24 protein-coding genes and 2 pseudogenes are annotated in these 25454 nt (G+C 61.9%); 17 read left to right on the top strand and 9 right to left on the bottom strand.

The features are described 5' to 3' along the window. Positions 1–7 precede the first annotated feature (7 nt). Entirely contained in the window at positions 8–697 is a 690-nt protein-coding gene (locus tag Q2941_RS04410) for a class I SAM-dependent methyltransferase (protein ID WP_027523820.1), read from the top strand. A 22-nt stretch (positions 698–719) separates the two neighbouring features. On the opposite strand, the gene Q2941_RS04405 is transcribed toward Q2941_RS04410, so the two are convergent. Then, complete coding sequence (locus Q2941_RS04405) at positions 720–1556, bottom strand: hypothetical protein (protein ID WP_027523821.1); 837 nt, start codon at positions 1554–1556, stop codon at positions 720–722. 171 nt (positions 1557–1727) lie between these two features. Next, positions 1728–1946, bottom strand: a complete 219-nt coding sequence (locus Q2941_RS04400; RefSeq protein WP_027523822.1) for a hypothetical protein — start codon at positions 1944–1946, stop codon at positions 1728–1730. 355 nt (positions 1947–2301) lie between these two features. Here Q2941_RS04400 and Q2941_RS04395 point away from each other — a divergent pair. Further along, positions 2302–2545: pseudogene (locus tag Q2941_RS04395) on the top strand (oligopeptide/dipeptide ABC transporter ATP-binding protein); the annotation flags it as partial. Positions 2546–2632: 87 nt separating this feature from the next. Here Q2941_RS04395 and Q2941_RS04390 read toward each other — a convergent pair. Then, on the bottom strand, positions 2633–3262 hold the full coding sequence (locus Q2941_RS04390; protein ID WP_458191746.1) for a LysR family transcriptional regulator: 630 nt from the start codon (positions 3260–3262) through the stop codon (positions 2633–2635). Positions 3263–3395: 133 nt separating this feature from the next. On the opposite strand from Q2941_RS04390, the gene Q2941_RS04385 reads away from it, so the two are divergent. Continuing rightward, the gene (locus tag Q2941_RS04385) at positions 3396–3782 is read left to right on the top strand and encodes a RidA family protein (protein ID WP_254112176.1); all 387 of its coding nucleotides are present in this window, start codon (positions 3396–3398) and stop codon (positions 3780–3782) included. A 48-nt stretch (positions 3783–3830) separates the two neighbouring features. Beyond that, complete coding sequence (locus Q2941_RS04380) at positions 3831–4529, top strand: L-2-amino-thiazoline-4-carboxylic acid hydrolase (RefSeq protein ID WP_254112177.1); 699 nt, start codon at positions 3831–3833, stop codon at positions 4527–4529. 81 nt (positions 4530–4610) lie between these two features. On the opposite strand, the gene Q2941_RS04375 is transcribed toward Q2941_RS04380, so the two are convergent. From Q2941_RS04375 to Q2941_RS04360, 4 genes are all read right to left on the bottom strand, one after another. Then, positions 4611–5639: an ABC transporter permease gene (locus Q2941_RS04375; protein ID WP_027523826.1), complete on the bottom strand. Its 1029-nt coding sequence runs from the start codon at positions 5637–5639 to the stop codon at positions 4611–4613. 12 nt (positions 5640–5651) lie between these two features. Continuing rightward, positions 5652–7154, bottom strand: a complete 1503-nt coding sequence (locus Q2941_RS04370; protein WP_458191745.1) for a sugar ABC transporter ATP-binding protein — start codon at positions 7152–7154, stop codon at positions 5652–5654. Between the two features lie 7 nt (positions 7155–7161). After that, positions 7162–8184, bottom strand: coding sequence for a sugar ABC transporter substrate-binding protein (locus Q2941_RS04365; RefSeq protein ID WP_027523828.1), 1023 nt, complete (start codon positions 8182–8184; stop codon positions 7162–7164). Positions 8185–8323: 139 nt separating this feature from the next. Then, the gene (locus Q2941_RS04360) at positions 8324–8728 is read right to left on the bottom strand and encodes a globin (protein ID WP_254112179.1); all 405 of its coding nucleotides are present in this window, start codon (positions 8726–8728) and stop codon (positions 8324–8326) included. A 483-nt stretch (positions 8729–9211) separates the two neighbouring features. On the opposite strand from Q2941_RS04360, the gene Q2941_RS04355 reads away from it, so the two are divergent. The 12 genes from Q2941_RS04355 (at position 9212) to Q2941_RS04300 (ending at position 21220) form a co-directional block, all read left to right on the top strand. Further along, the gene (locus tag Q2941_RS04355; RefSeq protein WP_254112180.1) at positions 9212–9586 is read left to right on the top strand and encodes a DUF2946 family protein; all 375 of its coding nucleotides are present in this window, start codon (positions 9212–9214) and stop codon (positions 9584–9586) included. 55 nt (positions 9587–9641) lie between these two features. Further along, positions 9642–10643 carry a hypothetical protein gene (locus tag Q2941_RS04350; RefSeq protein ID WP_458191744.1) on the top strand — a complete coding sequence of 334 codons (1002 nt, stop codon included), beginning with the start codon at positions 9642–9644 and terminating at the stop codon, positions 10641–10643. Positions 10644–10682: 39 nt separating this feature from the next. Continuing rightward, positions 10683–11015 (top strand): copper resistance CopC family protein, encoded by a 333-nt coding sequence (locus Q2941_RS04345; RefSeq protein WP_458191743.1) that lies wholly within the window; start codon positions 10683–10685, stop codon positions 11013–11015. A 14-nt stretch (positions 11016–11029) separates the two neighbouring features. Beyond that, entirely contained in the window at positions 11030–11959 is a 930-nt protein-coding gene (copD, locus tag Q2941_RS04340) for a copper homeostasis membrane protein CopD (RefSeq protein WP_051389789.1), read from the top strand. Positions 11960–12047: 88 nt separating this feature from the next. Beyond that, positions 12048–12422: a DUF2946 domain-containing protein gene (locus Q2941_RS04335; protein WP_254112182.1), complete on the top strand. Its 375-nt coding sequence runs from the start codon at positions 12048–12050 to the stop codon at positions 12420–12422. 85 nt (positions 12423–12507) lie between these two features. Continuing rightward, positions 12508–14973 carry a TonB-dependent receptor gene (locus Q2941_RS04330; RefSeq protein WP_458191742.1) on the top strand — a complete coding sequence of 822 codons (2466 nt, stop codon included), beginning with the start codon at positions 12508–12510 and terminating at the stop codon, positions 14971–14973. Positions 14974–15014: 41 nt separating this feature from the next. Then, entirely contained in the window at positions 15015–15548 is a 534-nt protein-coding gene (locus Q2941_RS04325; protein WP_458191741.1) for a copper chaperone PCu(A)C, read from the top strand. A gap of 38 nt (positions 15549–15586) precedes the next feature. Next, entirely contained in the window at positions 15587–16102 is a 516-nt protein-coding gene (locus tag Q2941_RS04320) for a YcnI family copper-binding membrane protein (RefSeq protein WP_027523836.1), read from the top strand. Next, positions 16102–17664 carry a copper resistance CopC/CopD family protein gene (locus Q2941_RS04315; protein WP_458191740.1) on the top strand — a complete coding sequence of 521 codons (1563 nt, stop codon included), beginning with the start codon at positions 16102–16104 and terminating at the stop codon, positions 17662–17664. The genes Q2941_RS04320 and Q2941_RS04315 overlap by 1 nt, the downstream gene beginning before the upstream one ends. A gap of 175 nt (positions 17665–17839) precedes the next feature. Continuing rightward, entirely contained in the window at positions 17840–19159 is a 1320-nt protein-coding gene (gene proS, locus Q2941_RS04310) for a proline--tRNA ligase (RefSeq protein ID WP_254112185.1), read from the top strand. Positions 19160–19233: 74 nt separating this feature from the next. Next, entirely contained in the window at positions 19234–20514 is a 1281-nt protein-coding gene (locus tag Q2941_RS04305) for a lipoprotein-releasing ABC transporter permease subunit (protein WP_027523839.1), read from the top strand. Positions 20515–20518: 4 nt separating this feature from the next. Next, positions 20519–21220: an ABC transporter ATP-binding protein gene (locus tag Q2941_RS04300; protein WP_027523840.1), complete on the top strand. Its 702-nt coding sequence runs from the start codon at positions 20519–20521 to the stop codon at positions 21218–21220. A 210-nt stretch (positions 21221–21430) separates the two neighbouring features. Here Q2941_RS04300 and Q2941_RS04295 read toward each other — a convergent pair whose 3' ends face one another. Together Q2941_RS04295 and Q2941_RS04290 are read right to left on the bottom strand one after the other, a co-directional pair. Further along, positions 21431–21802, bottom strand: a complete 372-nt coding sequence (locus Q2941_RS04295; protein WP_254112186.1) for a hypothetical protein — start codon at positions 21800–21802, stop codon at positions 21431–21433. Positions 21803–22281: 479 nt separating this feature from the next. Further along, positions 22282–22521, bottom strand: a pseudogene (locus Q2941_RS04290) (transporter); the annotation flags it as partial. Between the two features lie 194 nt (positions 22522–22715). Between Q2941_RS04290 and Q2941_RS04285 the strand changes: the two are divergent. Next, a complete protein-coding gene (locus tag Q2941_RS04285) occupies positions 22716–25403 on the top strand; it encodes an arylsulfatase (RefSeq protein ID WP_458191739.1) in 2688 nt (895 codons plus the stop codon). Positions 25404–25454 lie beyond the last annotated feature (51 nt).

Raw genomic sequence — 25454 nt, 5'->3', positions numbered from 1 at the left:
CATTCCCATGCTGAAATCGACAGGAGTCATGATCCGCAGCGGCACAGACGCAATCAAGACGTACTACAAGCATCGAGCGTTTGAGTACGATGACATTTACAAACTGCGCCGGCGTCAGGCAGATCTTGCCTGGTTACGGAGATGGGTTACGCGGCACGTCAAGGGGAAGACCGTGTTGGAGGTAGCTGCAGGCACGGGCTATTGGACGCAAGTGTGTTCTCGATCGGCCAGGCAGGTGGTAGCCACCGACTACAACGCCAATACATTGACCGTTGCAGCTGGGCGGCGCCTCGGTTCGCAGGTCTCGTTTGTAACCGCCGATGCATTTCGCTTGCCCGCATTCGAGACCAGATTCGAGGTCGGAATGGCCGTCCTTTGGTGGTCGCATCTGAAGCAACGGGAGCAAGAAAAGTTCATTGCGCAATTCTTGTCGCGGCTTGCGCCGGGCGCAAAGCTCCTGCTGGTTGATGAAGTCTACCGCAGAGGTACGGCGAAGAACCCAATCTCGAGGCTTGATCGCTTCGGAGATAGATACGAGATAAGGGTGGGTAAGGACGATGTTCTCTACGAAATTGTTAAGAACTATCCTGCCGATGATGATCTGAAGCGCGCACTTTCAGATCATTGCGACCAAGTACGCATCACGCGACTAAGACATTTCTGGGCGATCAGTGCACGCGTCAAGGTGCGTCAGTAGGCCCGAGGGACCTGAGCCAACATCAAAGGGCACCGCCGGAGACGTGGCCCAACATGTTCATCGCTCTAATCCCACACAGTTTCTGTGTCCTCTCCAGCAGAGTCGGCGTGTCGGTGCAGGGGCCGGTCAGCAGATCCACCGCGAAGCCCAGTTTATCCAGGATACGGAGCCCGCCAAACGCCGCCAGTGAGTCCGGCGCGGCGAGCACGAGCTTGTCAACAGCCCGCGTTCGCTTGAGACGTTCGAGGAAGATCGGAACGTTTGCGCCCAGGATGTCTCCACCGCACTCGATCAACACGGCTTGAGCGGGCAATCCGAGCATGTACTGAATTGCGCGATCGAATACCGGTGCAATGTCCTTTCTCTCGGAGGGGTAGGTCGTCGGAAGGCCGAAGTCGACGCAATCCAGCGCGCTGTAAGCGCCGAAATCCCGATACGTCAGGAGCTCGACGATGGACGAGGTCCCGGTGGCCTTGAGGACTGCGACCTTTGAATAATCCTGATGAAGAAGCGACCGCAAGATCGTGAGCCCGGCCGTCGTTTTTCCGACTTCTGCGGAAGTGCCGACGATCAGGTAGAGCTCGGCGCCCTTGTCCGAGCTTTCCTCGCTGCTGATTGCCGAGAAATCCCGAATATTTGCTTTGTTCGATCCCAACGTTCCAAGAAATTCGACTTTACCGAGGGGGTTTTTCCTTTGTGAAGACGAGCCGACGAGCTCGCCGATAATTCCGCAGCTCGATAGTATCGAATACTCCTTGTCTGGAAGAAGTCCTTCCTTGGGAACGCCGCCCACGACCCATCGGGTCGACTCTCGATGGCCTGGCGTCGCAAGAAAAATGTCACCCGGCAGGATTGCCATCGACCTGCCGGATGGATGCTCCAAAGAGATGGGCGCTTCACTCGATAGCAGCTTGAACGCGCCAATATCTCCCTCAAAGGCTGGAGACTTTATCCATCGAGACCGTTTGAGAGATCCCGAGCGTCTAAGAACCGAAGTAAGCTTCCAGTCACTCGTCAATTTCGGTCACGCCTACTTCTTTTTTGCTGGTCGCCGTTGCGATTTCTTTCTCGCCGCCGCCTTCCTCTTTTGCACGATGAACACGCTGCCAGCAGCAAAATTGGCCCTATGCTTCTTTGCAATGCCGAGCGCCGTCAGGACCTGGTCCAGTTGAGACGAGGTCACATTGACACGAACTGCAACGAAATCCTTGGCTAGGGGGCTGCCGCCCTCGTCTTTTACCTTCGCCATATTCCCCTCATGGTTGAATGTCGCCTAAAGATACTATGACCTCTGCTCGCAGAGGAATACCCCGTCGTCGACCTAACGTTCGCTGCGCCGCAAAGGTAGTCGTGGCCCAGCTCCGTCTTCGTCGCCTGAGCCGTACAATCGATAGTGCGGGGGTTCCTCACAGTGGAAAGGTGAGCACGTATAAGTTGATCTATCTTTGTGCGTCATGCTATGCGAGAAGCGAATACATTCGCAACCCTTGAGCGATAATATGCTAGTTTGAGGGAGATTCAAATGACGACGTTGTCTCGGCCTGGCGAACGGTGGGAGCGCTGAGAGCCTGACGGATATTGTGGAATGGTCGTGGCCGATGTCCACGCAAGCCCTGATCTCCGCCATCCCCGATCCGCTGCGCCATGCACCGCTCGCGACGACAGGGGGGCGACCTTCCCAATCCGCTCAGCCCGCCGGACGGATGTGCGTTCAGCCCTCGCTGTCGTTGCGCCGAAGGCGTGTGTCGTCGCGAGCTCGGCCCATCGCTTGAAACGCGTCCCGACGGGCATTCGGTGAGGTGTTGGCGAAGTGAGGAGAATGCTGGTCAGACGGCATTGGCTTCGAGCGAGGGGGACGTCCGTGGGAAAGAGGGGCGTCCGTTGTGGTGCACTTCCGGATCTTCGATGCCGAATTCCTACTGCTTGGCGATCGTCTCAACTTCCGACAACGCCCACGAGACGAGGGCCGCGGTGGTTTGCGAGCGGGGCCTTGGCTGGCAGGGCGCGCAGCCATTCGCGGAAGCTGACGATCTCGGGACAATCCGCGGTGCCTTCAGGGGCGATCAGCCAATCGCCCAGACCGGATCCCTCATTGACACGGTCGCAGCGATAGCCCGGATGGTGGCCGAGACCGCGAGCAATCAGCAGGTCGATCTTGCCCTCGACCAACTCGTGCAAGCCGGCAGGCTGCAGCACCTGCAAACCGATGTCCGTATGCGCGTTGCGAAACTCCGCCAATTCGAGGCGGCGCAGGTCGAAGCTGCCATGGACCCCCAACTGCAGTAGCACCGCGCCTGCCGGCTTCAATTGCGAGGTTGCCTCCGCAATGCGACGAAAGCCATCGGATATCCCGGGCAGATAGGCCTGACCGGCCGCGGTCAGGATGAGTTGCTTATGCAATCGCTCGAAGAGCCGTACGCCGAGGCGCGCCTCCAGCGCCTTCACCTGCTGCCCCACGGCGGCGGGCGTGACGTGCAGCTCATGCGCGGCCAGTTTGAAGCTGAGGTGCCGCGCGGCGGCCTCAAATGCGCGGAGCGCGTTAAGCGGCGGAAGGGCGTAGGTCATCGCGCTGCAGTTTGACACGGATGAGCTGTGGCCTTGCAATAGATTTTCTAGTGCTGAACCGCAGCAACAATGCTTTGCCCCGCGGCGATGTCGCCGAATAGGCTGGAATTCGTCGAACAGGAGGCAAACTGACATGGCTCATATCGTCAGCCACAATCCCGCAACGGTCCACGCTCCCGCCGGTGGCTACAGCATGGGACTTGAACTGAAGCAGCATCGCCGCCTGCTGTTCATCAGCGGCCAGGTGCCTGAGACATCCGATGGCACCGTGCCTGAAGGTTTTGAGGCGCAATGTGAGCAAGCCTGGCGCAACGTCATCGAGGTGCTCGCTGGCGCCGGCCTCGGCGTCGAGCATCTGGTGAAGATCAATACGTTTCTGACCGACCGGGATCAGGTGGTGGCCAACCGCACGGTTCGTCGCAAGATGCTCAAGGGACATGAACCCGCGTCGACGGTCATGATCGCTGAAACCGTCGACAGCAAATGGTTGCTGGAGATCGAGGCGATTGCTGCGGAATGAAGCCAGCTCTCGCCGACTTTGCAATAGGCCAATTGTGTCAGGTGTCCGATGACTGAGATCATTCATCCTTTTTACGAGTCGCATCGCGGTGCAATGGAGGCCGCCATGCGCCATCGCCTCGATCTTGCCGAAGCGATGTTGTGCGAGCGTGCGCATCTATCCAATATCGATGGGATTAGGCAGGAGGTGATGGACGAATTCGAGATCGTGCTCACCCAGATGCCCTATGTCGGAGGCGCGGCAAGTCGCATGAGCGATTTTTTCATGCGTCTCATGGGCTTTATGGCCATCAGCCGAGTGCTCCGGCGACACGGCGTGCCGCTGCCCGTGATCGGCGAAATCGAGCGGGAAACCTACAAGGCTCAATTGCTCACAGTACCCGAAGCGGAACGTCTCGCCTCGGGGCGTCAGTTCATGTCGTCAGAGAATCAGGCATTGCTGCGCGAGCAGGCGACAAAAAGCACCACCAATAGCCATCAGGAAGAGTTTCCGGAAGACTTCGTCTACGATTTCGTCGAGCCGGGCCCGGGCGACAACTTTGAATTCGGCATCAACTACAAAGCTTGCGGCTTTTGCAAATTCGCGGCTCGTCATGGAGATAGAGAAATTTTGCCGAACATTTGTGGGCTTGATTTTGACGCCTATGCAACGCGTGGCATCCGCCTGGAAAGGACACAAACGTTGGCTGGCGGCGCGAACAACTGCAATTTCCGATTCTCCCGGCTGACGTGTCAAATGATTTCGTAAAATACGAAATTTGCCTCTACCGTCACTCGCTACTTTGCATGGGGTTGTTTTCGACATTTTGAAGTGACGCCGATCGCGCCGCTACTCCGCCGCTTTCTCCCTGAGCCGCTGCGCGTAGACGTTGATGATAAGCGCCGCCAGGAGGATCAGGCCGCGGATCAGGATCTTCAGGAAGCTGTCGATGTTGACGTGGTCGAGGCCGTTGTTGAGCACGCCCAGCACGAACAGGCCGACGATGGTGTTGCCGATGCCGCCACGGCCGCCGAACAGGCTGGTGCCGCCGACAACGACGGCGGCGATGGAGTCGAGCAGATAGGTGTCGAACTCGTTCTGCTGCGCGCTGCCGAAATGGGCGACGCCGAGCATGCCGCCGATCCCTGAGCAGACCGCCGAAATGACCATCACGACGCCGAGGATCAGCTTGACGTTGAGGCCGGAATATTCGGCCGCCTCGCGGTTTCCGCCGACCATGTAGACGTAGCGGCCGAAGCGCGTGTACGTGAGCACGAGGTGTCCGGCGAGCAGCATCACCGCGGCGACGATGACGATCCAGGGAATGCCGCCGATCGAGCCGGAGCCGAGGGTAGCGATCAGGTCAGGCACCTTGTAGGCGATCTGGCCGCGCACCAGCAGCGCGGAGATGCCGGCCGCGATCTGCATCATCGCAAGCGTCATGATGAAGGAGGGGATGCCGATCACGGTCAGCCCCAGCGCGTTGACGAACCCGAGAGTCGCGCAGAGCAGCAGCGAGAGGAGGATTGCGGCGGCGCCGGGGAGAGGGATGTTGGCGATGTTGACGTAGGATTCCTGCACGGTGAAATAGGCGACCGCAATGCCCGTGACGTTGGCGATGCTGGCGATCGAGAGGTCGATCTCGGCGCAGAGGATCACGAAAGTGAGGCCGACGGCGATGACGCCGGTCACCGAGACCTGCGTGAGGATGTTGCCGAGATTGTCCAGCGTGGCGAAGGAGGGGCTTGCGAAGGCGAAGAACAGGCTGAGGAAGATCAGCGTCAGGAACGGCGCGATGTTGCGCATCTGCGAGCGCAGGAAAGAGCCAATGCCGCGAGGCCGGCGGGCCGCTCCGGAAACTGCTTCACTGCTCGCCATTGTGCTTCTCCGTCACGCCGCCTCCAACAGGCGGTCTTTGCTGACCGGCTCGTTCTTGAATTCGCGCACCACCGTGCCGCGCTTGAGCACGAGGATGCGGTCGGCCAGCGACAGCACCGTCTCCGGCTCCGTCGACAGCACGATGATGGCAAGGCCCTTGGCGCGAAGGTCGCGCACGATGTTGATGACGTCGTTCTTGGCGCCGACATCCATGCCGCGCGTTGGTTCGCAGAGAACCAGGAGCCGCGGCGGATAGGTCAGCCATTTTGCCAGCGCCACCTTCTGCTGATTGCCTCCAGAGAGCATGCCGAGGTCGAGGCCGACCACCGGCGGCCTGATCTGCAACTGCTCGACCTGACGCTGAGCGATGTCGCGCTCCTGCGCGGGCTTGAGCAGCATGGCCGAAATGCGATCCAGAATGCTGATCGAGATGTTCTTGTAGACCGGCTCCTGGTGGAACAGCATGGCGCGCCGGCTTTCGGGCACAAGCGCCACGCCCGCGCGCCGCGCGGCCGCGGTCGAGGCAAACGATTTTTGCGATCCGTCGACGATCAGCGCGCCAGAGTCCGGCTTGAGCTTGCCGAACAGGATGCGCGACAGCTCCTGCTGTCCGCAGCCCATGAAGCCGTAGATGCCGAGCACCTCGCCTGAACGCGCCTCGAACGAGACGTCCTGGAGGCTGCGCGCCAGCGAAAGCTGATCGACCTTCAGGACGACCGGGCCCCCATTCGCGGCCGGCAACATGAGATCGTCGGTATAGCTGTGCTCGAGTGCCTCGCCGCCGCGGCCGATCATCGCTTCGATCAGGGCGCCCTTGGTGGTTGCTGAAGCCGGGGTCTCGGCGACCTTCCGTCCGTTGCGGAATACGGTCACCGTGTCGGACACGCGCAAGATGTCCTCGATGAAATGCGAGATGAAGACGATGCCAGTGCCCTCGTCGCGTAATCGGCGGAGTGTCGCAAACAAACGCTCGACCTCGGGCGGGGAGAGAGCGGAGGTCGGCTCGTCCAGGATGACGATGCGCGCGCCGGAGAACAGCACGCGGGCGATCTCGATGAGCTGCTGGAGACCGATCGGGAGGTCGCCGAGCCGCGACATCGGGTCGACGTCGATGCCGAAGCGGGCGAGCTGCTCGCCGGCCTCGCGTGCCATCTGCCGCCATTGCACGAGGCCAAGGCGGTTGGTGGGCTGGTTGCCGAGGAAGACGTTCTCGGCGACCGTCAGATCGGGTGCGACGCTGAGCTCCTGATGCACCATGGCGATGCCGGCCGCGTGCGCGTCGCGGGCCGAGCGAAACCGGGTCTCCTTCCCTTCGACGAGGAAGCGCCCCGAGAATTCCGTGTGCACGCCGGCGATGATCTTCATCAGCGTGCTTTTTCCGGCGCCGTTCTCGCCGACGAGACCATGGATCTCGCCGGCGTACAGCGCGAAGTCGACACCACGAAGCGCTTCGACGCCGCCAAAGCTCTTCGTGATGCCCTGTAGTTCCAGGATCGGCGAACGGCCTTCAGGCATGGAGGAATCAGATCAGGAAGTGATCCTCCATCCACTGCATGCCGGCGGCATTCGCCTTGGTCACGACCGGGCCATCCGTCACCACGCTCTTCGGAATGCCCTGGCCGCTCTTCTCCCCGCCAACGACCGCGGCGACGCCAGCGATGATGGCGCCGCCATGGATGCGGCAGGAGGGATTGCGCACGGTCGCGAACATGCGGCCCTCGCTCACCGCCTGGATCGCGGGCGGCATGGCGTCGACGCCTCCGATCAGGATGTTTGCACGGTTGTGCGCCTTCATGATGTTGGCGGCCGCGAGCGCCATGTCGTCATTGTGGAAGAAGGCCGCATCGATCTGCGGGTATTTCGTCAGATACGTCTCCCACAGGCGCGCGGTCTTGGAGACGTCCCAATCGGCCGGCTGGGTGTCGAGCACCTCGATGTTGGGGAATTGCTTGACGACCGAGTTGAAGCCCTTGGCACGGCCTTGCGCGCCGGTATGGCCGAGCGCGCCTTGCGTCATGATGATCTTGCCTTTGCCGCCCATGGCGTTGCACAGCGCCTGCGTCACGGATGCGCCCATGAACTCGTTGTCCGGCGCCAGGAAGGAATGCACGTTGATCTGATCGAGCGGGGCGATCAGCGTGTCCATGTCGATGACGGGCGTGCCGGCATCGATCATCTTCTGCACGGGCTGGGTGAGGGTGCCGATGCCGAAGGCCTGGATGGCGACGAAGTCCCACTTCTGCGAGGCCATGTTGTCGATCGCCGCGCGTTGCTTCACCGCATCGAGCTGACCGTCGAACCAGGTCACATCGACGTTGAACAGCTTGCCCCAGAATTCCGCAGCCTGCTTGCCCTGGGCACACCAGGTGGCCTGCAGGCCTGCATTGGAGAATGCCGCCTTCAACGGCTTCTCCGAACGTCCCATCTCGGCTGCAAGTGCAGGGTTGATCCCCATGCCGCCGAGGATGGCCGCCGCGGCGCCGGCGGTCGTTGCCGCCTGAAGAAGATCGCGCCTGGTTGTCGAGAAATCTTTCGTCTCGGACATCGCTCGCTCCCATGACTTTATCGTTGGCGGCGTCATTGTTTGCGCTACCAAGGCAGGCAGTGTCTCACAATCGACGAGTTCACGCTACCCGTTCTGCAATGGCGACAGCGACGCCTGCCTTGGTGCAACGCAAAGAGAGTTACGCGGGACTGCCGACAAGGCCCGCGATCTCCAAGAGTAGTTTCTTCCAGGCCTCATCCGTATCAGGGGACCATTCGTTGCCCAGCAGCTCGCGCAGCACATCACGGATCACGCGAAAGAACTCGATGAACAACTCTTGGGGTGTGCCGTAGGCGTCGTGCGAGGATAATTCGCACTGGATCATGCGGAAATGTCCACGGCGCTCGCCGGCGAAATCGAGGATCGCCTCGATCGTGAGCGCAAGCATCGATCCCCGGACCAGGTCGCCGCCGTCTTTGCGAAACATCACCTGTGCTTCGGGATGCTCGGCAAACAGCCGCTGATAGACGAGTGGTGTCAGATCGTCGCAGCGCGTCGCTGCAAGTTCGAAGCTTCTCTCGATCGGATTGGCTGAAGCGTTCATCCGCGTTGGGTGCCCGCACAAAAAAAGAGAGCGGGGCCCTAGCCCCGCTCAAAAATTGTGTCGACCCTATTATCCCCGATCTCTGAGATTTGATCTTGATTGACGGGGCGACGCTGCGTTTTGCGCGCCAGGGGCTCCTCCCGAGACTTGGACCACCAGACTTCGACCTCGCGGCCAGCCTGAGCAAAGAGATGCTAGATCAACTTTTCTCACTTGTCATCATTTTCGGCAACGATTGTTCAAAATTCGAGCAGTTCACGAAATGATCGGGCTTTTTGCCCCCCTAAGTATATGACAAATATATGAAATCTGTGGATATAGGGCGGCCTCGCTTCTGCCTCAAACGCCGGACCGTCACCCGTCGGGCGGGCGGAGCGAACACAGTTTTCCAGAAATTTGTGATCGCGCAAGCAGACCGGCGAAGTGACCTCGACTCGGGTTCGGCGCGGTGTTTAGTTGTTAGGCGAACGAATGGTTCTGCAAATGCGCGCGCGGCTGCAAAAATTCCTGCCCCTGGTCCTGCTGGCTCTCGCGATGCAGGTGCTCGCGCCGGTTGCCGCCTGCTGGGCCGCGGATCTTGCGGTCGCCGATCCGCTCCAGAGTGCGGTGATCTGCCACAGCGCTGATGCACCGGGCGCAGGTGCGGCCGGCCAAACCAATGTGCCGGCGACACATGCCGGAAGCTGTTCGATCTGCTGCCTGGCGCAGCCCAATACGTCGCTTGATTCGCCGCAGGCCACGTTCGCGAATCTGTTCCGGCTCGCTGAACCTGTGGTGTGGCATGAGCAGGCTGCACCCGCGGTCACATCGCACGGCGGATCCAACGCACGCGCACGAGCGCCTCCGCAACTGACGTGAGCCTGGCGGCCAACCGGCCGCCGAATTCGCACGTCAACATCGCGGAGATTCTCAAATGTCCATCTGTCTTACACGTGCGGGCCTTCTGGGGCTCGCCCTTGCGCTCGTCCCTCATTCGGGAAGTGTTGCTCACGAGATCGTTGGCAACCGCTTCTTCCCGGCAACGCTGGGCATCGATGATCCCGGCGTCAACGATGAACTGTCGATCCCAACGGTCGACAGCTTCAAGACCGGCGATGTCCCGCCCGTTCGGCAGCACGACATCTCCGGCGAGTTCTCCAAACGGATCACCGAAGATTTCGCGATCTCGTTCGGCTCGACTTACACGTTTCTGAATCCTACCGATCCAACTATCCCCGGAGCCAATGGCTTTCAGAACCTGGAGACGACGTTCAAATATCGAGTCTTCAGGGATCCCACCCATGAGTTCGTGATGTCGGTCGGCCTCAGCGTCGAATGGGGCGGCACCGGCGCGCAAAACGTCGGCGCCGATCCGTTCCACACCTACTCGCCGATGCTGTGGTTCGGCAAAGGCTTTGGCGACCTGCCGGACACGTTCTCGTGGCTGCGACCGGTGGCTATCACCGGCCAGTTCGGTTACGCGATTCCGGCGAGGAATTTTACGACGACGTTCGGGATCGACCCCGATACGGGCGACCTGACAGCCGATACCGAATTCCACCCCCGCGTTTTGAACTGGGGCGGAACGATCCAGTACAGCATGCCGTACCTGAAATCTTCGGTCATCGATCTCGGTCTTCCGGAATTCATCAATCATCTGATCCCGCTAGTCGAGTTCAACCTGCAAACGCCGGTGGCGAACACGCTCACCTCGGGCACGATGACGACAGGCACCATTAATCCCGGCGTGCTCTGGATCGGCAACAAGTATCAGGTGGGTATTGAGGCGCTTATTCCGATCAATCGGCAAAGTGGGACGCATGTCGGCGTGATCGGACAGTTGCACTTCTATCTCGACGACATTGATCCTCGCGGCATCGGCAAGCCGCTTTTCGGTGGCCCGGTCCAATCTGCCAACCCCTTCGCGAGGAATTGACCGATGCGACGCTCATCCCTCAGTTCAGTGATAGTGTTCATGGTCCTCTTGCTGGCTTCGCTGGCCCCTGGCCAAGCAAGCGCCCATGCCGAGCTCGACCACGCCGAGCCGCGCGTCGGCAACAAGGTGGCAAGTCCCCCGCGAGAGGTGACGCTCTGGTTTACGCAGAAGCTGGAGGCCGCGTTCAGCTCGATAAGCGTCACGGGTCCCTCCGGTCAACGCGTCGAAGCCGGCAAGGCGCGCGTCAGCGGTAACCAGATGTCGATCCCGCTGAAGTCTGGAGGGGCAGGCACGTACCACGTGAACTGGCGCGTGCTGTCCGTGGACGCCCACACGACGGACGGCAGCTTCACCTTCCAGGTCGGTCCATGAAGGCCTGACCGCCGATGGACTGGTCAGCAGCGGAAGCACCGTTGGTCGCGACGCGCGCCGTGCACTTCGCGGCAACCGCGATCACGGTTGGAGACGTCATGTTTCGGACCGTCATCGTTGCGCCCGTCGCCCGCTCGGAGCGGGCCGCGGCCGTGTCGTTCGAGGCTCCCACCTTGTGGGTTTCGTGGCTCGGTCTTGGCTTCGCGGTGATCTCCGGCGCGATCTGGCTATTGCTTCAGGCTGCCTCGATGAGCGGGATGCCGCTCGATGAAGCAATGTCGGCGGATGTGTTGTCGACGGTGATCAACGAAACGCAATTTGGCCTGGTGACGACGCTTCGAGCAGGTCTTGCGATCTGTCTGGCGGCTTGCCTGACCTATGATCGCATGGCGATCGCGCGGTGGGGTGGATTTGCCGCTGCGCTCGCATTTGCCGCAAGCCTCGCCTGGAGCGGCCATGCCGGCTCGACCACCGGCGAGGCAGGGTACCTGCATCTTGCCGCGGATGCGCTGCATTTGGCGGCCAGCGCGGCCTGGATCGGTGGCTTGGCGCCATTCATCCTGTTCCTGGCTGCGGCCTGCCGAAAGAAGGCGATTGCGCTCGCCCGCGACGTCGTGAGCCGATTTTCGATCATGGGCATGGTCAGCGTGGCAACGCTGCTGCTCACGGGATTCATCAATGCTGCCATCCTGGTGGGCTCGGTGCACGCACTGGTCGTCACCGAGTATGGACGGCTGCTGCTGCTCAAGCTTGTCCTGTTCGCGATTATGCTGGTGCTTGCTTTGGTCAACCGGCTTGTGCTGACGCCGCGGCTTGTCCAGGACGGGCACGCGTTGCGCTGGCTTACGGGCAGTAGCACGATCGAGCTTGCTCTCGGCCTTGCCATCCTCACCATTGTTGGGATGCTTGGCACGATGCATCCCGCGATACACCTGGTGAACTGATGGTTGTTCTGCGTCAATCTGGTGAAAGAGCGATCTCGACTCCACGGCGGATCGTGTCTAGGTAGTAAGCGAACGAATGGTTCGGCGGATGCGGGCGCGGCTTCAAAAATACTTACCTATCGTCCTGATCGCCTTGGCGATGCAGGTGCTGGCGCCGATCGCCGCCTGCTGGGCAGCCGGTATTGCGGTCGCCGATCCCCTTCAGAACGCCGTCATCTGCCACGCTAGTGGCGATTCAGGCGCGGGCATTGACCACCGGACCAGTGTGCCCGGCTCACATGCTGGCGCTTGCTCGCTCTGCTGCCTGGCGCAGGCGAGCGCGTCTCTCGATGCGCCGCAGACCGTCTTCGCAGCACCCGTCCGACCTGCCGAACGCGTGGCGTGGCACGACGTGGCAGATCGTGTCGCCTTGCCCCACGCCGGCTCCAACGCGCAGGCGCGCGCACCCCCTCAATTTTCCTGAAGACCCCTCGTGACCGCCGCGGCTCGTCCGCCGGCGATTGATGCCGCCGAAGGGCCGGAGAGAAAGCCGGCGTCAGGAAATTCCCATGTTACCTCGTCATGCCCGCTGTGGTGTGAGTGTCGTTGCCGTTCAGGTCGCGCTGCTCGCGTCGACGGGCGGAGCCGCCGCCCAGAGCAGCGAAAGCGCCCTGCCGCCGGTGACGGTCGATGCGCCAATTGTGGCACCACATAAGCCGCGCAAGCCGGCCGTCCAATCCGCGGCAGCGCGAAACCGGAGCGCGAAACCTGCAAGCTCCGCGGGAGCGCCTCCTGCGGCCGTCGCCACCAGCGGGCAGGGCGCCGGCACCGCGCGTGCCTCGCTGGAGATCCCGCCGGCAGCGGTGCGTTATCAACTGCCTCAGCGTTCGTTCAGCATCACCGCCAAGGAGATCGACGAGACGATCAACCTCAGGGATCCCGAGGATGCCGTCAAATACATGCCGAGCCTGTTCGTGCGGAAACGGCACGACGGCGATAACCAGGCGGTGCTGGCGACTCGAAGCTGGGGGCTGAATTCCAGCGCGCGCACGCTCGTCTACTACGACGAGCTCCTGATCTCGGCGCTGACCGGTAACAACAACTCGGGCGCCTCGCCGAAGTGGAATCTGATCGTGCCGGAGGCGATCGGCCGGGTCGATTACCTCAACGGTCCGTTCGCCGCGGCCTATCCGGGCAATTCGATCGGCGGCGTGCTGCTGATGACCTCGAAGATGCCGGACAAGTCGTTTGCGACGGCCAAGGAAACGGTCTCGGTGATGCCTTGGAGTCAGTACGGCACCAAGAGCACCTACGTCACCAGCCAGACCAGTGCGGCCGCAGGCAACCGCGATGGTGCGCTCTCGTGGCTCATCAGCGCCAACTATCGCGACGGCTATCAGCAGCCGCTGAGCTACGTGACGAATGGCTCGGTCCCGGCCAAGACGACAGGCACCTTCATCGCACCGAGTCGGACCGGCGGGGTGGCTGACGTCGTCGGCGCCGGCGCGGTGGCACACTCTCAGCAGACGTCAGCGAATATCAGGCTGGCTTACGACCTGACCCCGCTGGTGCAGGCGACCTATTCGTTCGCAGTCTGGAATAATCACCAGACCTCGGAGCCGCAGACCTATCTGCGATCGACCGTGACGGGCCAGCCGACATTTGCAGGTCTCTCGGGATTTGCTCCCAACAAATACACCTGGGATGAGCTTCATGTGAGTAACGCGTTCTCACTCCGGAGCGATACCAAGGGCGTCTTTGATTTTGATCTTTCGGCATCGAGCTACAATTACCTCCAGGATATTCTTCTCAATCCGTACACCGTCGTGGCGTCGCCCGGGCTCGGCTACTCGCTGAACGGCAAGGTCACGCGGATGGACGGTACCAACTGGCAGAACGCCGATGCCAAGGGCGTCTGGCGTCCCGACGGGATTGACGGTTCACATGAGGTCAGCTTCGGCGTTCACGGCGACCGCTACAGGCTCGAGAACCCCGTCTACGCCTCCACGGTTTGGTATACGGCTCCTTCGACGGGGAACGGGCTGCTCTACTCAACGGGCGTCGGCGAGACGCGGACCGAGGCACTCTGGGTTCAGGACGCCTGGAAGATCACGCCGAAGGTCAAGCTGACCCTCGGTGGACGATTGGAGACCTGGCAGGCGCTCGACGGCCTAAACGTCAACACGACGGCGACGGGCGCCGGCGCCATCACCTCGGTGACGACGAGGCATCAGCCCTCGCTCTCGTCGACCAATTTCTCGCCGAAGGCTTCGCTGTCGTATGATCCCAACAAGGACTGGAACATCACCGCGAATTTCGGCGAGGCATATCGCTACCCGACGGTGACGGAGCTTTATCAGAACATCTCCGTCAGCAACATCACTTACCTTGCCAACCCGCGGCTCGCGCCCGAGCAGGATTTCACCGGCGAACTCAATCTTGAACGACATTGGCAGGACGGCCGGATCAGGTTCACGGTCTTCGGCGAACGCACGAACGACGCGCTGATCTCGCAGACGACCACCGTGACTGATGTGGCCGGAAACCAGTCGTTCCAGACGGCGGTCAGCAACGTCGCCGCCATTCGCATGCGAGGGGTCGAATTGTCGGCCGACAAGGACAATGTCCTGTTCAGCGGGCTGCAGCTCTTTGGCAGCGTCACTTACGTCGATTCCAGGATCATCTCGGATCCGAGCTGGACGGGAACGACCACCGTCGTCGGCAAGCGCGTGCCGTATGTTCCGGACTGGCGCGCGAAAGTCGGCGTCAGCTATCGTCCGAACGAGGGCTGGGTCTACACCGTTGCCGCGCGCTACACCGGCAAGCAGTATGCGACCCTCGACAATACCGACGTCGTTCCCCACGTGTACCAGGCGTTCGATCCGTTCTTCGTCGTCGACATGAAAATCCACTACAATGCTATGAAGAATTTCTCGCTCGATTTCGGCATCGATAATCTCTTCAACTACCAGTACTTCCTGTTCCATCCGTTCCCGGGACGTACCTTCGTTCTTGCCGGCAAGTACACGTTCTGACGGGCGGGATGGACGCAACGATGAAAAGAAAGGCTAGCCACATGAACAAGCTCTCACGCATCCTTGCGCTAGCAGCGCTCTCGGCACTGGCTTTCGCCGCACCCGGCCGCGCCGACGACGTCAAGGCCGGCGATCTCGTCATCACGCAGGCATGGAGCCGTGCCACGCCCGGCGGCGCAAAGGTCGCCGGCGGCTATCTGACGATCGAGAACAAGGGGAGTGCGCCGGATAAATTGGTCGGCGTCTCGGCCGAGATCGCCGGCAAGATCGAGGTCCACGAGATGGCGATGGACAACGGCGTGATGAAGATGCGGCCGCTCGATAAGGGCCTCGCGATCGAACCGGGCAAGACCGTCAAGCTCGCACCGGGCGGCTATCATCTGATGATGCAGGAGCTGAAGGGGCCGCTCAAGCAGGGCGACAGGGTCCCGGTCACGCTTCAGTTTGAGAAGGCCGGCAAGGTGGCCATTACGCTCGACGTCCAGGCCGTCGGCGCGCAGGCACCGGGTGGCGGCGAGCATGGCGGACACATGGATAGGAAAAAAATGCCGGATCATTCGGGAATGAAGATGTGATGAGCTTGATCTGCTCTTTCGGGAGACCGAACATGAACATGTCAATGCGATCCTGCCTGATCCTGATTGCCGCGCTGGCCGTATCGCCGGCGGCAGCGCATGTCTCGCTGGAGACCAAGCAGGCAACAGTCGGCGCCTCCTACAAAGCCGTGTTCACCGTGCCGCATGGCTGCGCCGGCTCACCGACAGTGAAGATTCGCGTGCAGATCCCCGAAGGCGTCATCGCCGTGAAGCCGATGCCGAAGTCCGGCTGGAGCGTCGACGTCGTCGAGGGCAAGTACACTGGCGAATACGATTACCATGGCAACAAGGTCTCGTCCGGGCCGAAGGAAGTGGTGTGGTCGGGCGGCAAGCTGCCGGATCACAACTATGATGAGTTCGTGATCAGCACGTTTCTCACCGACAGCCTGAAGCCGAACACCACGCTGTATTTCCCGGTCGTGCAGGAATGCGAGAAGGGCGTCAGCCGCTGGATCGAGATCCCTGAGGGGGCGGCCCCTTCGCATGAGGGCAAATCGCCCGCGCCCGGCGTGAAGCTGCTGCCAAAGTCCTGATGCGTGTCCTCGCCGCGCTTGCGACGCTGCTGCTCTGCATCGGCTTTGCGACCGGTGCGTGGGCGCATGCGGCGCTGGTCTCGGTCGAGCCGGCCAACGGCAGCATAGTTGCGAGCGCGCCGAAGCGTGTCGAGCTGCGCTTCAATGAGGCGGTGACGCCCGGCGCGATCCGGCTGATCGACGGGACCGGAAAGGTGCGCGAGGAGGCGCGTGTCAGCCCATCCGGCGAGACCATTTCGATCGGAATGCCACAGGACCTGCCGCAGGGCACGGTAGTCGTCAGCTATCGCGTGATCTCGCAGGATGGCCATCCCGTGGCGGGATCGGTCATCTTCTCGATCGGCGCGCCGTCCGCGACGCAAGTTCCCGCGGGTGTGGATAGCGGTGTGAACGCGCTGATCTGGCTGACCCGGATAGGGCTCTATCTCGGGCTCTTCGCGGGCGTCGGCGGCGTGTTCTTTGCGATCTGGATCGCGCGATCGACGAATGGAATGGTTTTGCCGCGCACGGCGCTTGTCGTGGGCATGCTGAGTGCGATTGCCTCGCTTCCCCTGTTGGGGCTCGATCTCCTCGGTCTGTCGCTTACCGCACTTCTGACATCAGCGCCCTGGACGATTGCATTCACGACGAGTGCCGGTCTTGCGCTTCTGGTCGCGATCGCCGCCATGCTGGTCGCCGGCATCGCGCTGCGCGGAGGGCAGGGCGCGCGCATTCTCTCGGCCATCGCACTCGCCGGCGTCGGCCTGTCGCTCGCCAGTACCGGCCACGCCGCGACTGCGCCGCCGGAGGCGCTGACGCGGCCGGCGGTCTTCCTCCACGGCCTCGGCATCGCATTCTGGACCGGCGCGCTGGCGCCGCTGGCCGTTTTGGTGTCGAGGCCTACCTCCGCCACACTGCCGATCCTGAACCGGTTCTCCCGCATTGCGCTGCCGGTCGTCGCCATCCTGGCGCTGACGGGACTGACGCTGGCGATCATTCAGCTCGAGAGCTTTGCTGCCCTGGTCGAGACCGGATACGGCATCATCCTCTCGATCAAGCTCGCGCTCGTCGCCGCGCTGCTGGCGCTCGCCGCACTGAACCGCTTTCGCCTCACGCCGGCGCTTGCCAAGAACCTCAAGGCAGCCTCCGCTCTCAGGCGCTCGATCCTTGCTGAATGCGTGCTTGCGCTTGCCGTCTTCGCCGTCGTCGCCGGTTGGCGCTTCACGCCGCCGCCGCGCACCATCGTCCCGGAGACGCCGCTTGCGGTCCATATCCACGGTGAGAAAGCGATGTTCCAGGTCCTGGTGTCGCCCGGCAAGGCCGGCACCGACGACTTCGTCCTCCAGCTCATGACAGGCGAGGCGGCGCCGCTTTCCGCCAAGGAGGCGACGCTGACCCTGAGCCTGCCTGAGCGCGGCATCGAGCCGATTGAATATGACGCCGAGCTCGGCACTGACGGCTACTGGCACGTGCGCAAGGTCGAGCTGCCGTACCCCGGCCGCTGGCATCTGCGTATCGACGCGCTGGTGACCGATTTCGAGAAGGTCACACTCGAGGACGACCTCGACGTCGCGCCGCGCTGAAGACCTCGCCTCCGGGTTCCGAAAGCGGCCCCCTGCGTGTTCAAGCGGCACTTCAAGAAAACAGAAAAATGACAGGAATTTCGCCGCGTTAGCGGGTTTTCTTCGAACCCGGTCTTGTGTTTTCGCTCCCAATCCGGTTTCACTGCAACCCCTCACTGATTCTTCGAGTGTATCCATGCGGTTGTCCCGGTTCTTTCTGCCCATCCTGAAAGAAAATCCGAAAGAGGCGGAGATCGTCTCGCATCGCCTGATGCTGCGCGCAGGCATGATCCGGCAGGAGGCTGCCGGCATCTATGCCTGGCTGCCGCTCGGCTTCCGTGTGCTGAAGAAGATCGAGCAGATCGTGCGCGAGGAGCAGGATCGCTCCGGCGCGATCGAGGTGCTGATGCCGACCTTGCAGCTCGCCGATCTCTGGCGCGAGAGCGGCCGCTACGATGCCTATGGTCCGGAGATGCTGCGCATCGCCGACCGCCACAAGCGCGAGCTCCTGTACGGGCCGACCAACGAGGAAATGATCACCGAGATCTTCCGCGCCTACGTCAAGTCCTACAAGAACTTGCCGCTCAATCTCTATCATATTCAATGGAAATTCCGCGACGAGCAGCGTCCGCGCTTCGGCGTGATGCGCGGCCGCGAATTCCTGATGAAGGATGCCTACTCCTTCGACCTCAACGAGGCGGCCGCGCGCGTCGCCTACAACAAGATGTTCGTCGCCTATTTGCGCACCTTCGCGCGGATGGGGCTGAAGGCGATCCCGATGCGTGCCGAGACCGGCCCGATCGGCGGCGATCTCAGCCACGAGTTCATCGTGCTCGCCGAGACCGGCGAGTCCGGCGTCTTCATCAATCGCGACGTGCTCGATCTGCCAGTGCCGGGCGAGGACGTCGACTACGAGAGTGATCTCACGTCGATCATCAAGCAGTGGACCTCGGTCTATGCCGCGACCGAAGACGTGCACGACGCCGCGCGCTTCGAGCAGGAGGTGCCCGAAGCCAAGCGGCTCAACACCCGCGGCATCGAGGTCGGCCAGATCTTCTATTTCGGCACCAAATATTCCGAGCCGATGAAGGCGACGGTGGCGGGTCCCGACGGCGTCGACGTGCCGATCCACGGCGGCTCCTACGGCGTCGGCGTCTCGCGCCTCGTCGGCGCCATCATCGAGGCCTGCCATGACGAGGCCGGCATCAAATGGCCCGAGGCGGTGGCGCCGTTCCGCGCCGTCGTGCTCAATCTCAAGCAGGGCGATGCCGCCGTCGATGCGGCCTGCGAAAAGCTCTATGCCGAGCTCCAGGCCAAGGGCGTCGACGTGCTCTATGACGACACCGACCAGCGCGCCGGCGCCAAATTCGCTGCCGCCGACCTGATCGGCATCCCCTGGCAGATCATGATCGGGCCCAAGGGCCTCGCCGACGGCAAGGTCGAGATCAAGCGGCGCGCCGACGGCTCGCGCGAGACCATGTCGCTGGCCGACGCGGTCGCACGCCTGACCGGCTGAATATTATCCACCGCGCCATTTGTGGGGCAGGCAATCCGGCCACAATTGACCCCGAATCATGGGATTATCGAGCGATGGATGAGACCATGACCGAGCCTGTGCAAACCGCGCCCTTCGCGCCGTTCGAATGGATGTTGTCGGCGCGCTACCTGCGGGCGCGCCGCAAGGAAGGATTCATCTCGGTCATCGCCGGATTCTCCTTCCTCGGCATCATGCTCGGCGTGGCTACGCTGATCATCGTCATGGCCGTCATGAACGGCTTCCGCAAGGAACTGCTCGACAAGATCCTCGGCCTCAACGGCCACATCCTGGTGCAGCCGCTGGAATCGCCGCTGACCGACTGGAAGGACGTCGCCGAGCGCATCAGCCAGGTCGACGGCGTGCGGCTCGCGGCACCCGTGGTCGACGGCCAGGCGCTGGCCTCATCGCCGTTCAATGCCTCCGGCGTGCTGGTGCGCGGCATCCGTGCCGATGACCTGAACAACCTCACCTCGATCGCCAAGAACATCAAGCAGGGCTCGATCGAGAATTTCGACGAAGGGCAGGGTGTGGCGATCGGCCGTCGGCTCGCCGACCAGTTGTCGCTGCATGCCGGGGACAGCGTCACGCTGGTCGCGCCGAAAGGCGCAGTCACGCCGATGGGCACGACACCGCGGATCAAGCCGTACAAGATCGTGGCGGTGTTCGAGATCGGCATGTCCGAATATGACGCCGGCTTCGTCTTCATGCCGCTGCCCGAGGCGCAGGCCTATTTCAACCGCAACAACGACGTCACCGCGATCGAGGTGTTCACCACCAATCCCGATCGCATCGACGCATTTCGCAAGTCGGTGACTGAAGCTGCCGGCCGTCCGGTGTTCCTGGTCGACTGGCGGCAGCGCAACTCGACCTTCTTCAACGCGCTTCAGGTCGAGCGCAACGTGATGTTCCTGATCCTCACCATGATCGTGCTGGTGGCCGCGCTCAACATCGTGTCCGGCCTGATCATGCTGGTGAAGGACAAGGGCAGCGACATCGCGATCCTGCGCACCATGGGCGCCTCGCAAGGCTCGATCATGCGGATCTTCCTGATCACGGGCGCCTCGATCGGCGTGGTCGGCACGCTCGTCGGCTTCTTCGTCGGGCTCGTCATCTGCCTCAATATCGAATCGATCCGGCAGTTCCTGTCCTGGCTCACCAGCACGGAACTGTTCTCGCCGGAGCTCTATTTCCTGTCCCGCCTGCCTGCCGAGATCGATGTCGGCGAGACCACGGCGGTGGTCATCATGGCGCTGACGCTGTCGTTCCTTGCGACGCTCTACCCGTCCTGGCGCGCCGCGCGTCTCGATCCCGTCGAAGCGCTCCGGTACGAGTGAGGGGCTGATGGAGCAGGGGGCGGAAGATGTACCGGTCATTTATCTCCACGAGATAAAGCGGCAGTACGTGCAAGGCGAGAACGTGCTGACCATCCTCGACGGCGCCAAGCTCGCGCTGTGGGCCGGACAGTCGGTGGCGCTGGTGGCGCCGTCAGGTTCGGGCAAGTCGACGCTGCTGCATATCGCTGGCCTCCTCGAGGCGCCCGATTCCGGCGAGGTCTATGTCGGGGGCTCCCCGACCTCGCAACTGCCCGACATCGAGCGCACGCAGCTCCGCCGCACCGAGATCGGCTTCGTCTACCAGTCGCACCGGCTGCTGCCGGAGTTCTCGGCACTGGAGAACGTCATGCTGCCGCAGATGATCCGCGGCCTGAAGCGGTCCGAGAGCGTGAAGCGCGCCAAGGAGATTCTGGGCTATCTCGGCCTCGGCGACCGCATCACCCATCGCCCGGCCGAGCTGTCGGGCGGCGAGCAGCAGCGCGTCGCGATCGCCCGTGCGGTCGCCAACGCGCCGCGTGTTCTGTTTGCGGACGAGCCGACCGGCAACCTCGATCCCGGCACCGCCGAGCACGTGTTCCAGGCCCTGATGCAGCTCGTCAAGGCGACCCATGTCTCGATGTTGATCGCGACCCACAACATGGAGCTCGCCGGCCGCATGGACCGGCGGGTGTCGCTTTCCAACGGCCAGGTGGTCGAGCTCGACTAAAAACCTCGAAAACAACCCCATGCAAAGTAGCCGGTGACCGCCGGCGCCTTGCTGATTTTGCGAAATCGGTTCACGCGTCGGGCAAATCAGCGCGATAAATCCATCATCGCGGTCGCTGTTCAACGCCGGTCACATTGATAAGGGCGAGCGCCTGATGGCTCATCGCCCCCGGGCGCACGGGCGGCGGGATCGGCACAACGGCGGCCTGTGCTACTGCTTGTTTCGATTCTTGCTGGCGCCTCTGAGCGGCGGTGCGGGGGACAACGCACTTGCCGAGTCCGTCATCTGAATGCAGGTGAGCAGATCGACATAGCTTTGCATTCCACCCGAACTGGCCTCGCCCTCGCAAGCATCGCGGACAGTGGCTCTCGTCGTCGACCATACTGTGCCGAGCTGCTGCTGCGCTGCGGTTTCGTCGCGCATGCAGTCGGCAACACTCTGCGCCAGCGCCAACCCCATGGCCTTGTCCGTTTCGGACGTCGCCTTGCAGAGCGCCTCGACCTTCAATTCGGGAACACGATCGGAGACGGGTATGGGCGCGGTGCTCGCGAGCAGCGCAAGCGACAACAGGGCGGTCTTCATCTGAAGCTCCTTAGTATCTCACCGGTCACATCGACGGAGTGCGCCTGTACTTCCTGCAATTGGGCAGGCTGCGCGGGTGCACTATGCCAACGCTTGCTCCACGAAGTTATGGTCAGGCAGCGTGTGAGGAAGGATTCTTGCGCCGGGCTCTTCGCTTTCGCCAACTTTTGCTCGAAAGTCGCGAACAGGCGGGATTGCGAAGTATTGTCTCAACAGCCGGTCGAAAGCAGATTGGGATTCAAGACCAGGTGTCCCGCCGCGGAGATCCTGAACAATCTCACATCGTTGCGTCATGGCCCGCCTCCTCTGAAGCAGAGCATACGAATGCGTTCCTGCCTCTTTAAAGAAGGGGGGGCCGTGCTTGCTTGATCTATCGCAAATGAATCGGACGTTTTGGACGAACAGCGAAACGGCCGCCCGCTCATTGGCAGTTAGGGCTTTCGCGCATCCGCGCTCCAAACCGTTGCGAATGAAGGGCCCTAGTTCGTGATCGCGTGCTTGGTTGGCGTGACCGCCGGGGGCGGAGCGGCTGGCGAGATGACGAACGTCACCCAGGCATTCCGGCCTTCGGGCCGGTTCTCGGCAGCGAATTCCTTGTAGCCCTTGAAGTTGAGGTAGCCCTGCATGTCGCCGACGGGGAAGATGAATCCTATCTGCGGGCCGACGCCGCCGACCCGCGAGCGGAAGCAGCCGACGCGATCGCCGGAACCACTATCGCAGCATCGCTCGTCCGCGGTATTCGGCTGCGGAGTCACTTTGCGTGCTGCGCAATCCGATAGCGCGGCGTGTCGATCTCGTCGAACCTATCAGCATTCCGGAGTAACTCCGTTGGAATGGTTGATCTGTGTCAACGCGTGCGGCACGAAAGGGCTCTTCAGACTGTGTGCGTCCGTGTATCACGGAGGATTTTGCAATGAATATTCGCAAGACCTTTGCCGCGCTGATCCTGACATCAGCCTTGTGTACGCCGGCAATCGCACAGCAAGCACAACCACAACAAGTTGCGCCACCGCCCGGATCTCCCGCGGCGACGATCACCATCCCCGGCGATCAACTTCCGCCGCCACCGCAGAAGTTCGGTGGCAAGATCGAGCGCGATGCAAGAGATTCAAAGCCGTACTGGCCAGCACGCGTGGTGCCCCCCAAGGGCGCACCGAACGTGCTGCTGATCATCACCGACGATGCCGGCTATGGCGTTGCCAGTACATTCGGAGGTGTCATCCCGACGCCCGCGCTTGATCGCATCGCACAAAACGGCTTGCGTTATACCAACTTCCACTCGACCGCATTGTGCTCCCCGACGCGCGCAGCTTTGATCACCGGGCGCAATCATCATTCCGCCGGCTATGGCGTCGTCGCCGAACAGGCGACCGGCTATCCCGGTTACGACAGCGTCATCACCAGGGACAAGGCAACGATCGGCCGCATCCTGACCGACAACGGCTATCACACCGCCTGGTTCGGCAAGAACCACAACACGCCTGAATACCAGGCGAGCCAGGCCGGTCCGTTCGATCAATGGCCGACCGGCATGGGTTTCGAATATTTCTACGGCTTCATGGGTGGCGACACCAATCAATGGGAGCCCGGCAATCTCGTCCGTAACACCACGCCGATCTATCCCTTCCAGGGAAAGCCAGGCTGGAATCTGGTGACCGCGATGGCGGACGAGGCGATCGATTATGTGAATCGCATGAACGCGCTATCGCCGGACACACCGTTCTTCGTGAAATTCGCCCCCGGCGCAACCCACGCGCCGCACCACCCGACGCCGGAGTGGGTCAAGAAGATCAGCGACATGCATTTGTTCGACCAGGGCTGGAACAAGCTCCGCGATACGATCTTCGAGAACCAGAAGCGGCTCGGCGTCATTCCCCAGAACGCGAAGCTGACGCCGTGGCCGAAGGATCTGATCAAGGAGTGGGATCAACTCTCAGCCGACGAGAAGAAGCTGTTCATCCGTCAGGCCGAAGTCTTTGCCGCGTTTGCCGCCTACGCCGACAATGAAATCGGTCGTGTGATCCAGTCCATTCAGGACATAGGCAAGCTCGACAACACGTTGATCATCTACATCGAAGGCGACAACGGAACGAGCGCGGAAGGCCAGCCGAACGGCACACCGAACGAAGTGGCCATGTTCAACCAGATCAACCCGTCGGTCGAGGAGCAGCTCAAATATTTCTATGATGTGTGGGGCACCGATCGCACCTACAACCACATGTCGATCGGCTGGGCCTGGGCTTTCGACACGCCGTTCTCCTGGACCAAGCAGATCGCCTCCCACTTCGGCGGCACGCGCCAGGGCATGGCGATCTCCTGGCCGGCGGCGATCAAGGACAAGGGCGGCATCCGGACCCAGTTCCATCATGTCATCGACGTCGTTCCGACCATTCTCGAGGCAGCTCAAATCAAGCAGCCGGAATTCGTCGACGGCATCAAGCAAAGCCCGATCGAGGGCGTCAGCATGACGTATACGTTCGATGCCAAGAACGCGAACGCGCCCTCCACTCACACGACGCAATATTTTGAGATGTTTGCGGATCGCGCCATCTACAACGACGGCTGGATTGCGAGCACAAAAGTTCAGCGGCCGCCGTGGGTGACGATTGCGAAGACACCGGCCCCGCAGGATTACCCCTGGGAACTCTATGATCTCCGCAACGACTGGACGCAGGCCGAGGACGTTGCCGCCAAGTATCCGGACAAGCTGAAGGAATTGCAGGCGCAGTTCTGGAAGGAAGCGGAAAAATATCAGGTGCTGCCGCTCGACTCGTCGGTGGCGACCCGGATCATCACGCCGCGTCCGAGTCTCAGCGCGGGACGCACGAACTTCGCGTGGACCCAGCCGATAACCGGCACGCCAAATGGCGATGCGCCCAGCCTGCTCAACTCGTCCTACAACTTCAAGGCCGACGTGGACATCCCGCAGGGCGGCGCCGAAGGCATGCTGGTGACCCAGGGCGGCCGATTCGCCGGCTATGGCCTCTATCTCCTGAAGAACAAGCCCGTGTTTACGTGGAATCTCGTCGATCTCAAGCGCGTGCGCTGGGAAGGGCCTGAGCTGACGCCCGGCAAGCACGTGATCGAGTTCGACTTCAAATATGACGGCCTCGGCGCTGCCACCATGGTGTTCGGAAACTATAGCGGCATCGGACAGGGCGGCACCGGAACGCTGAAGGTCGATGGCAACGTGGTGGCCACGGAGAAGATGGAGCACTCGCTTCCCTTCATCCTGCAGTGGGACGAGGCGTTCGACATTGGTTCCGACACCGGCACGCCGGTCGATGACAACGACTATCAGACGCCATTCGCCTTCACCGGCAAGATCAACAGGATCACGCTGGACATCGATCGGCCAAAGCTGAGCCCGGACGACATCAAGCGGCTGCAGGAAGCCGCGCGTGCGGCGGGCGACGGTCCTTCGACCGACGACGGGAAGACCGCTTCGGCCGAACCGCAGGTGGGCACGGTCGGTGTGAGCCTGGTCGAGAAGATCCAGTTGCGGATCGACAAGCGCGAAGGCTGCCGCAAGCAGGCCGAGGCGCAGGGTCTCGGCATGGTGGACCGCATCAAGTTCGTCCAGCAATGCGTCGGGCAGTGACGCCGGTGCGCGACAATGCGCATCCAATCAACGAGGGCTGGCGTTGCCTCC

Source organism: Bradyrhizobium sp. UFLA05-153 (assembly GCF_054185185.1).
The sequence above is the reverse complement of the archived record's forward strand: the minus strand, read 5'-3'. Positions and strand labels throughout refer to the sequence as shown.

Coding starts and splice junctions, on each gene's coding strand:
- proS (WP_254112185.1), top strand. CDS start 17,840: ATGCGGTTGTCCCGGTTCTTTCTGCCCATCCTGAAAGAAAATCCGAAA.
- Q2941_RS04390 (WP_458191746.1), bottom strand. CDS start 3,262: ATGACCTACGCCCTTCCGCCGCTTAACGCGCTCCGCGCATTTGAGGCC.
- Q2941_RS04365 (WP_027523828.1), bottom strand. CDS start 8,184: ATGTCCGAGACGAAAGATTTCTCGACAACCAGGCGCGATCTTCTTCAG.
- Q2941_RS04330 (WP_458191742.1), top strand. CDS start 12,508: ATGTTACCTCGTCATGCCCGCTGTGGTGTGAGTGTCGTTGCCGTTCAG.
- Q2941_RS04315 (WP_458191740.1), top strand. CDS start 16,102: ATGCGTGTCCTCGCCGCGCTTGCGACGCTGCTGCTCTGCATCGGCTTT.
- Q2941_RS04320 (WP_027523836.1), top strand. CDS start 15,587: ATGTCAATGCGATCCTGCCTGATCCTGATTGCCGCGCTGGCCGTATCG.
- Q2941_RS04345 (WP_458191743.1), top strand. CDS start 10,683: ATGGTCCTCTTGCTGGCTTCGCTGGCCCCTGGCCAAGCAAGCGCCCAT.
- Q2941_RS04370 (WP_458191745.1), bottom strand. CDS start 7,154: ATGCCTGAAGGCCGTTCGCCGATCCTGGAACTACAGGGCATCACGAAG.
- Q2941_RS04335 (WP_254112182.1), top strand. CDS start 12,048: ATGCGGGCGCGGCTTCAAAAATACTTACCTATCGTCCTGATCGCCTTG.
- Q2941_RS04305 (WP_027523839.1), top strand. CDS start 19,234: ATGGATGAGACCATGACCGAGCCTGTGCAAACCGCGCCCTTCGCGCCG.
- Q2941_RS04375 (WP_027523826.1), bottom strand. CDS start 5,639: ATGGCGAGCAGTGAAGCAGTTTCCGGAGCGGCCCGCCGGCCTCGCGGC.
- Q2941_RS04385 (WP_254112176.1), top strand. CDS start 3,396: ATGGCTCATATCGTCAGCCACAATCCCGCAACGGTCCACGCTCCCGCC.
- Q2941_RS04400 (WP_027523822.1), bottom strand. CDS start 1,946: ATGGCGAAGGTAAAAGACGAGGGCGGCAGCCCCCTAGCCAAGGATTTC.
- Q2941_RS04355 (WP_254112180.1), top strand. CDS start 9,212: ATGCGCGCGCGGCTGCAAAAATTCCTGCCCCTGGTCCTGCTGGCTCTC.
- Q2941_RS04405 (WP_027523821.1), bottom strand. CDS start 1,556: ATGGCAATCCTGCCGGGTGACATTTTTCTTGCGACGCCAGGCCATCGA.
- Q2941_RS04410 (WP_027523820.1), top strand. CDS start 8: ATGCTGAAATCGACAGGAGTCATGATCCGCAGCGGCACAGACGCAATC.
- Q2941_RS04360 (WP_254112179.1), bottom strand. CDS start 8,728: ATGAACGCTTCAGCCAATCCGATCGAGAGAAGCTTCGAACTTGCAGCG.
- copD (WP_051389789.1), top strand. CDS start 11,030: ATGGACTGGTCAGCAGCGGAAGCACCGTTGGTCGCGACGCGCGCCGTG.
- Q2941_RS04325 (WP_458191741.1), top strand. CDS start 15,015: ATGAACAAGCTCTCACGCATCCTTGCGCTAGCAGCGCTCTCGGCACTG.
- Q2941_RS04350 (WP_458191744.1), top strand. CDS start 9,642: ATGTCCATCTGTCTTACACGTGCGGGCCTTCTGGGGCTCGCCCTTGCG.
- Q2941_RS04285 (WP_458191739.1), top strand. CDS start 22,716: ATGAATATTCGCAAGACCTTTGCCGCGCTGATCCTGACATCAGCCTTG.
- Q2941_RS04295 (WP_254112186.1), bottom strand. CDS start 21,802: ATGAAGACCGCCCTGTTGTCGCTTGCGCTGCTCGCGAGCACCGCGCCC.
- Q2941_RS04380 (WP_254112177.1), top strand. CDS start 3,831: ATGACTGAGATCATTCATCCTTTTTACGAGTCGCATCGCGGTGCAATG.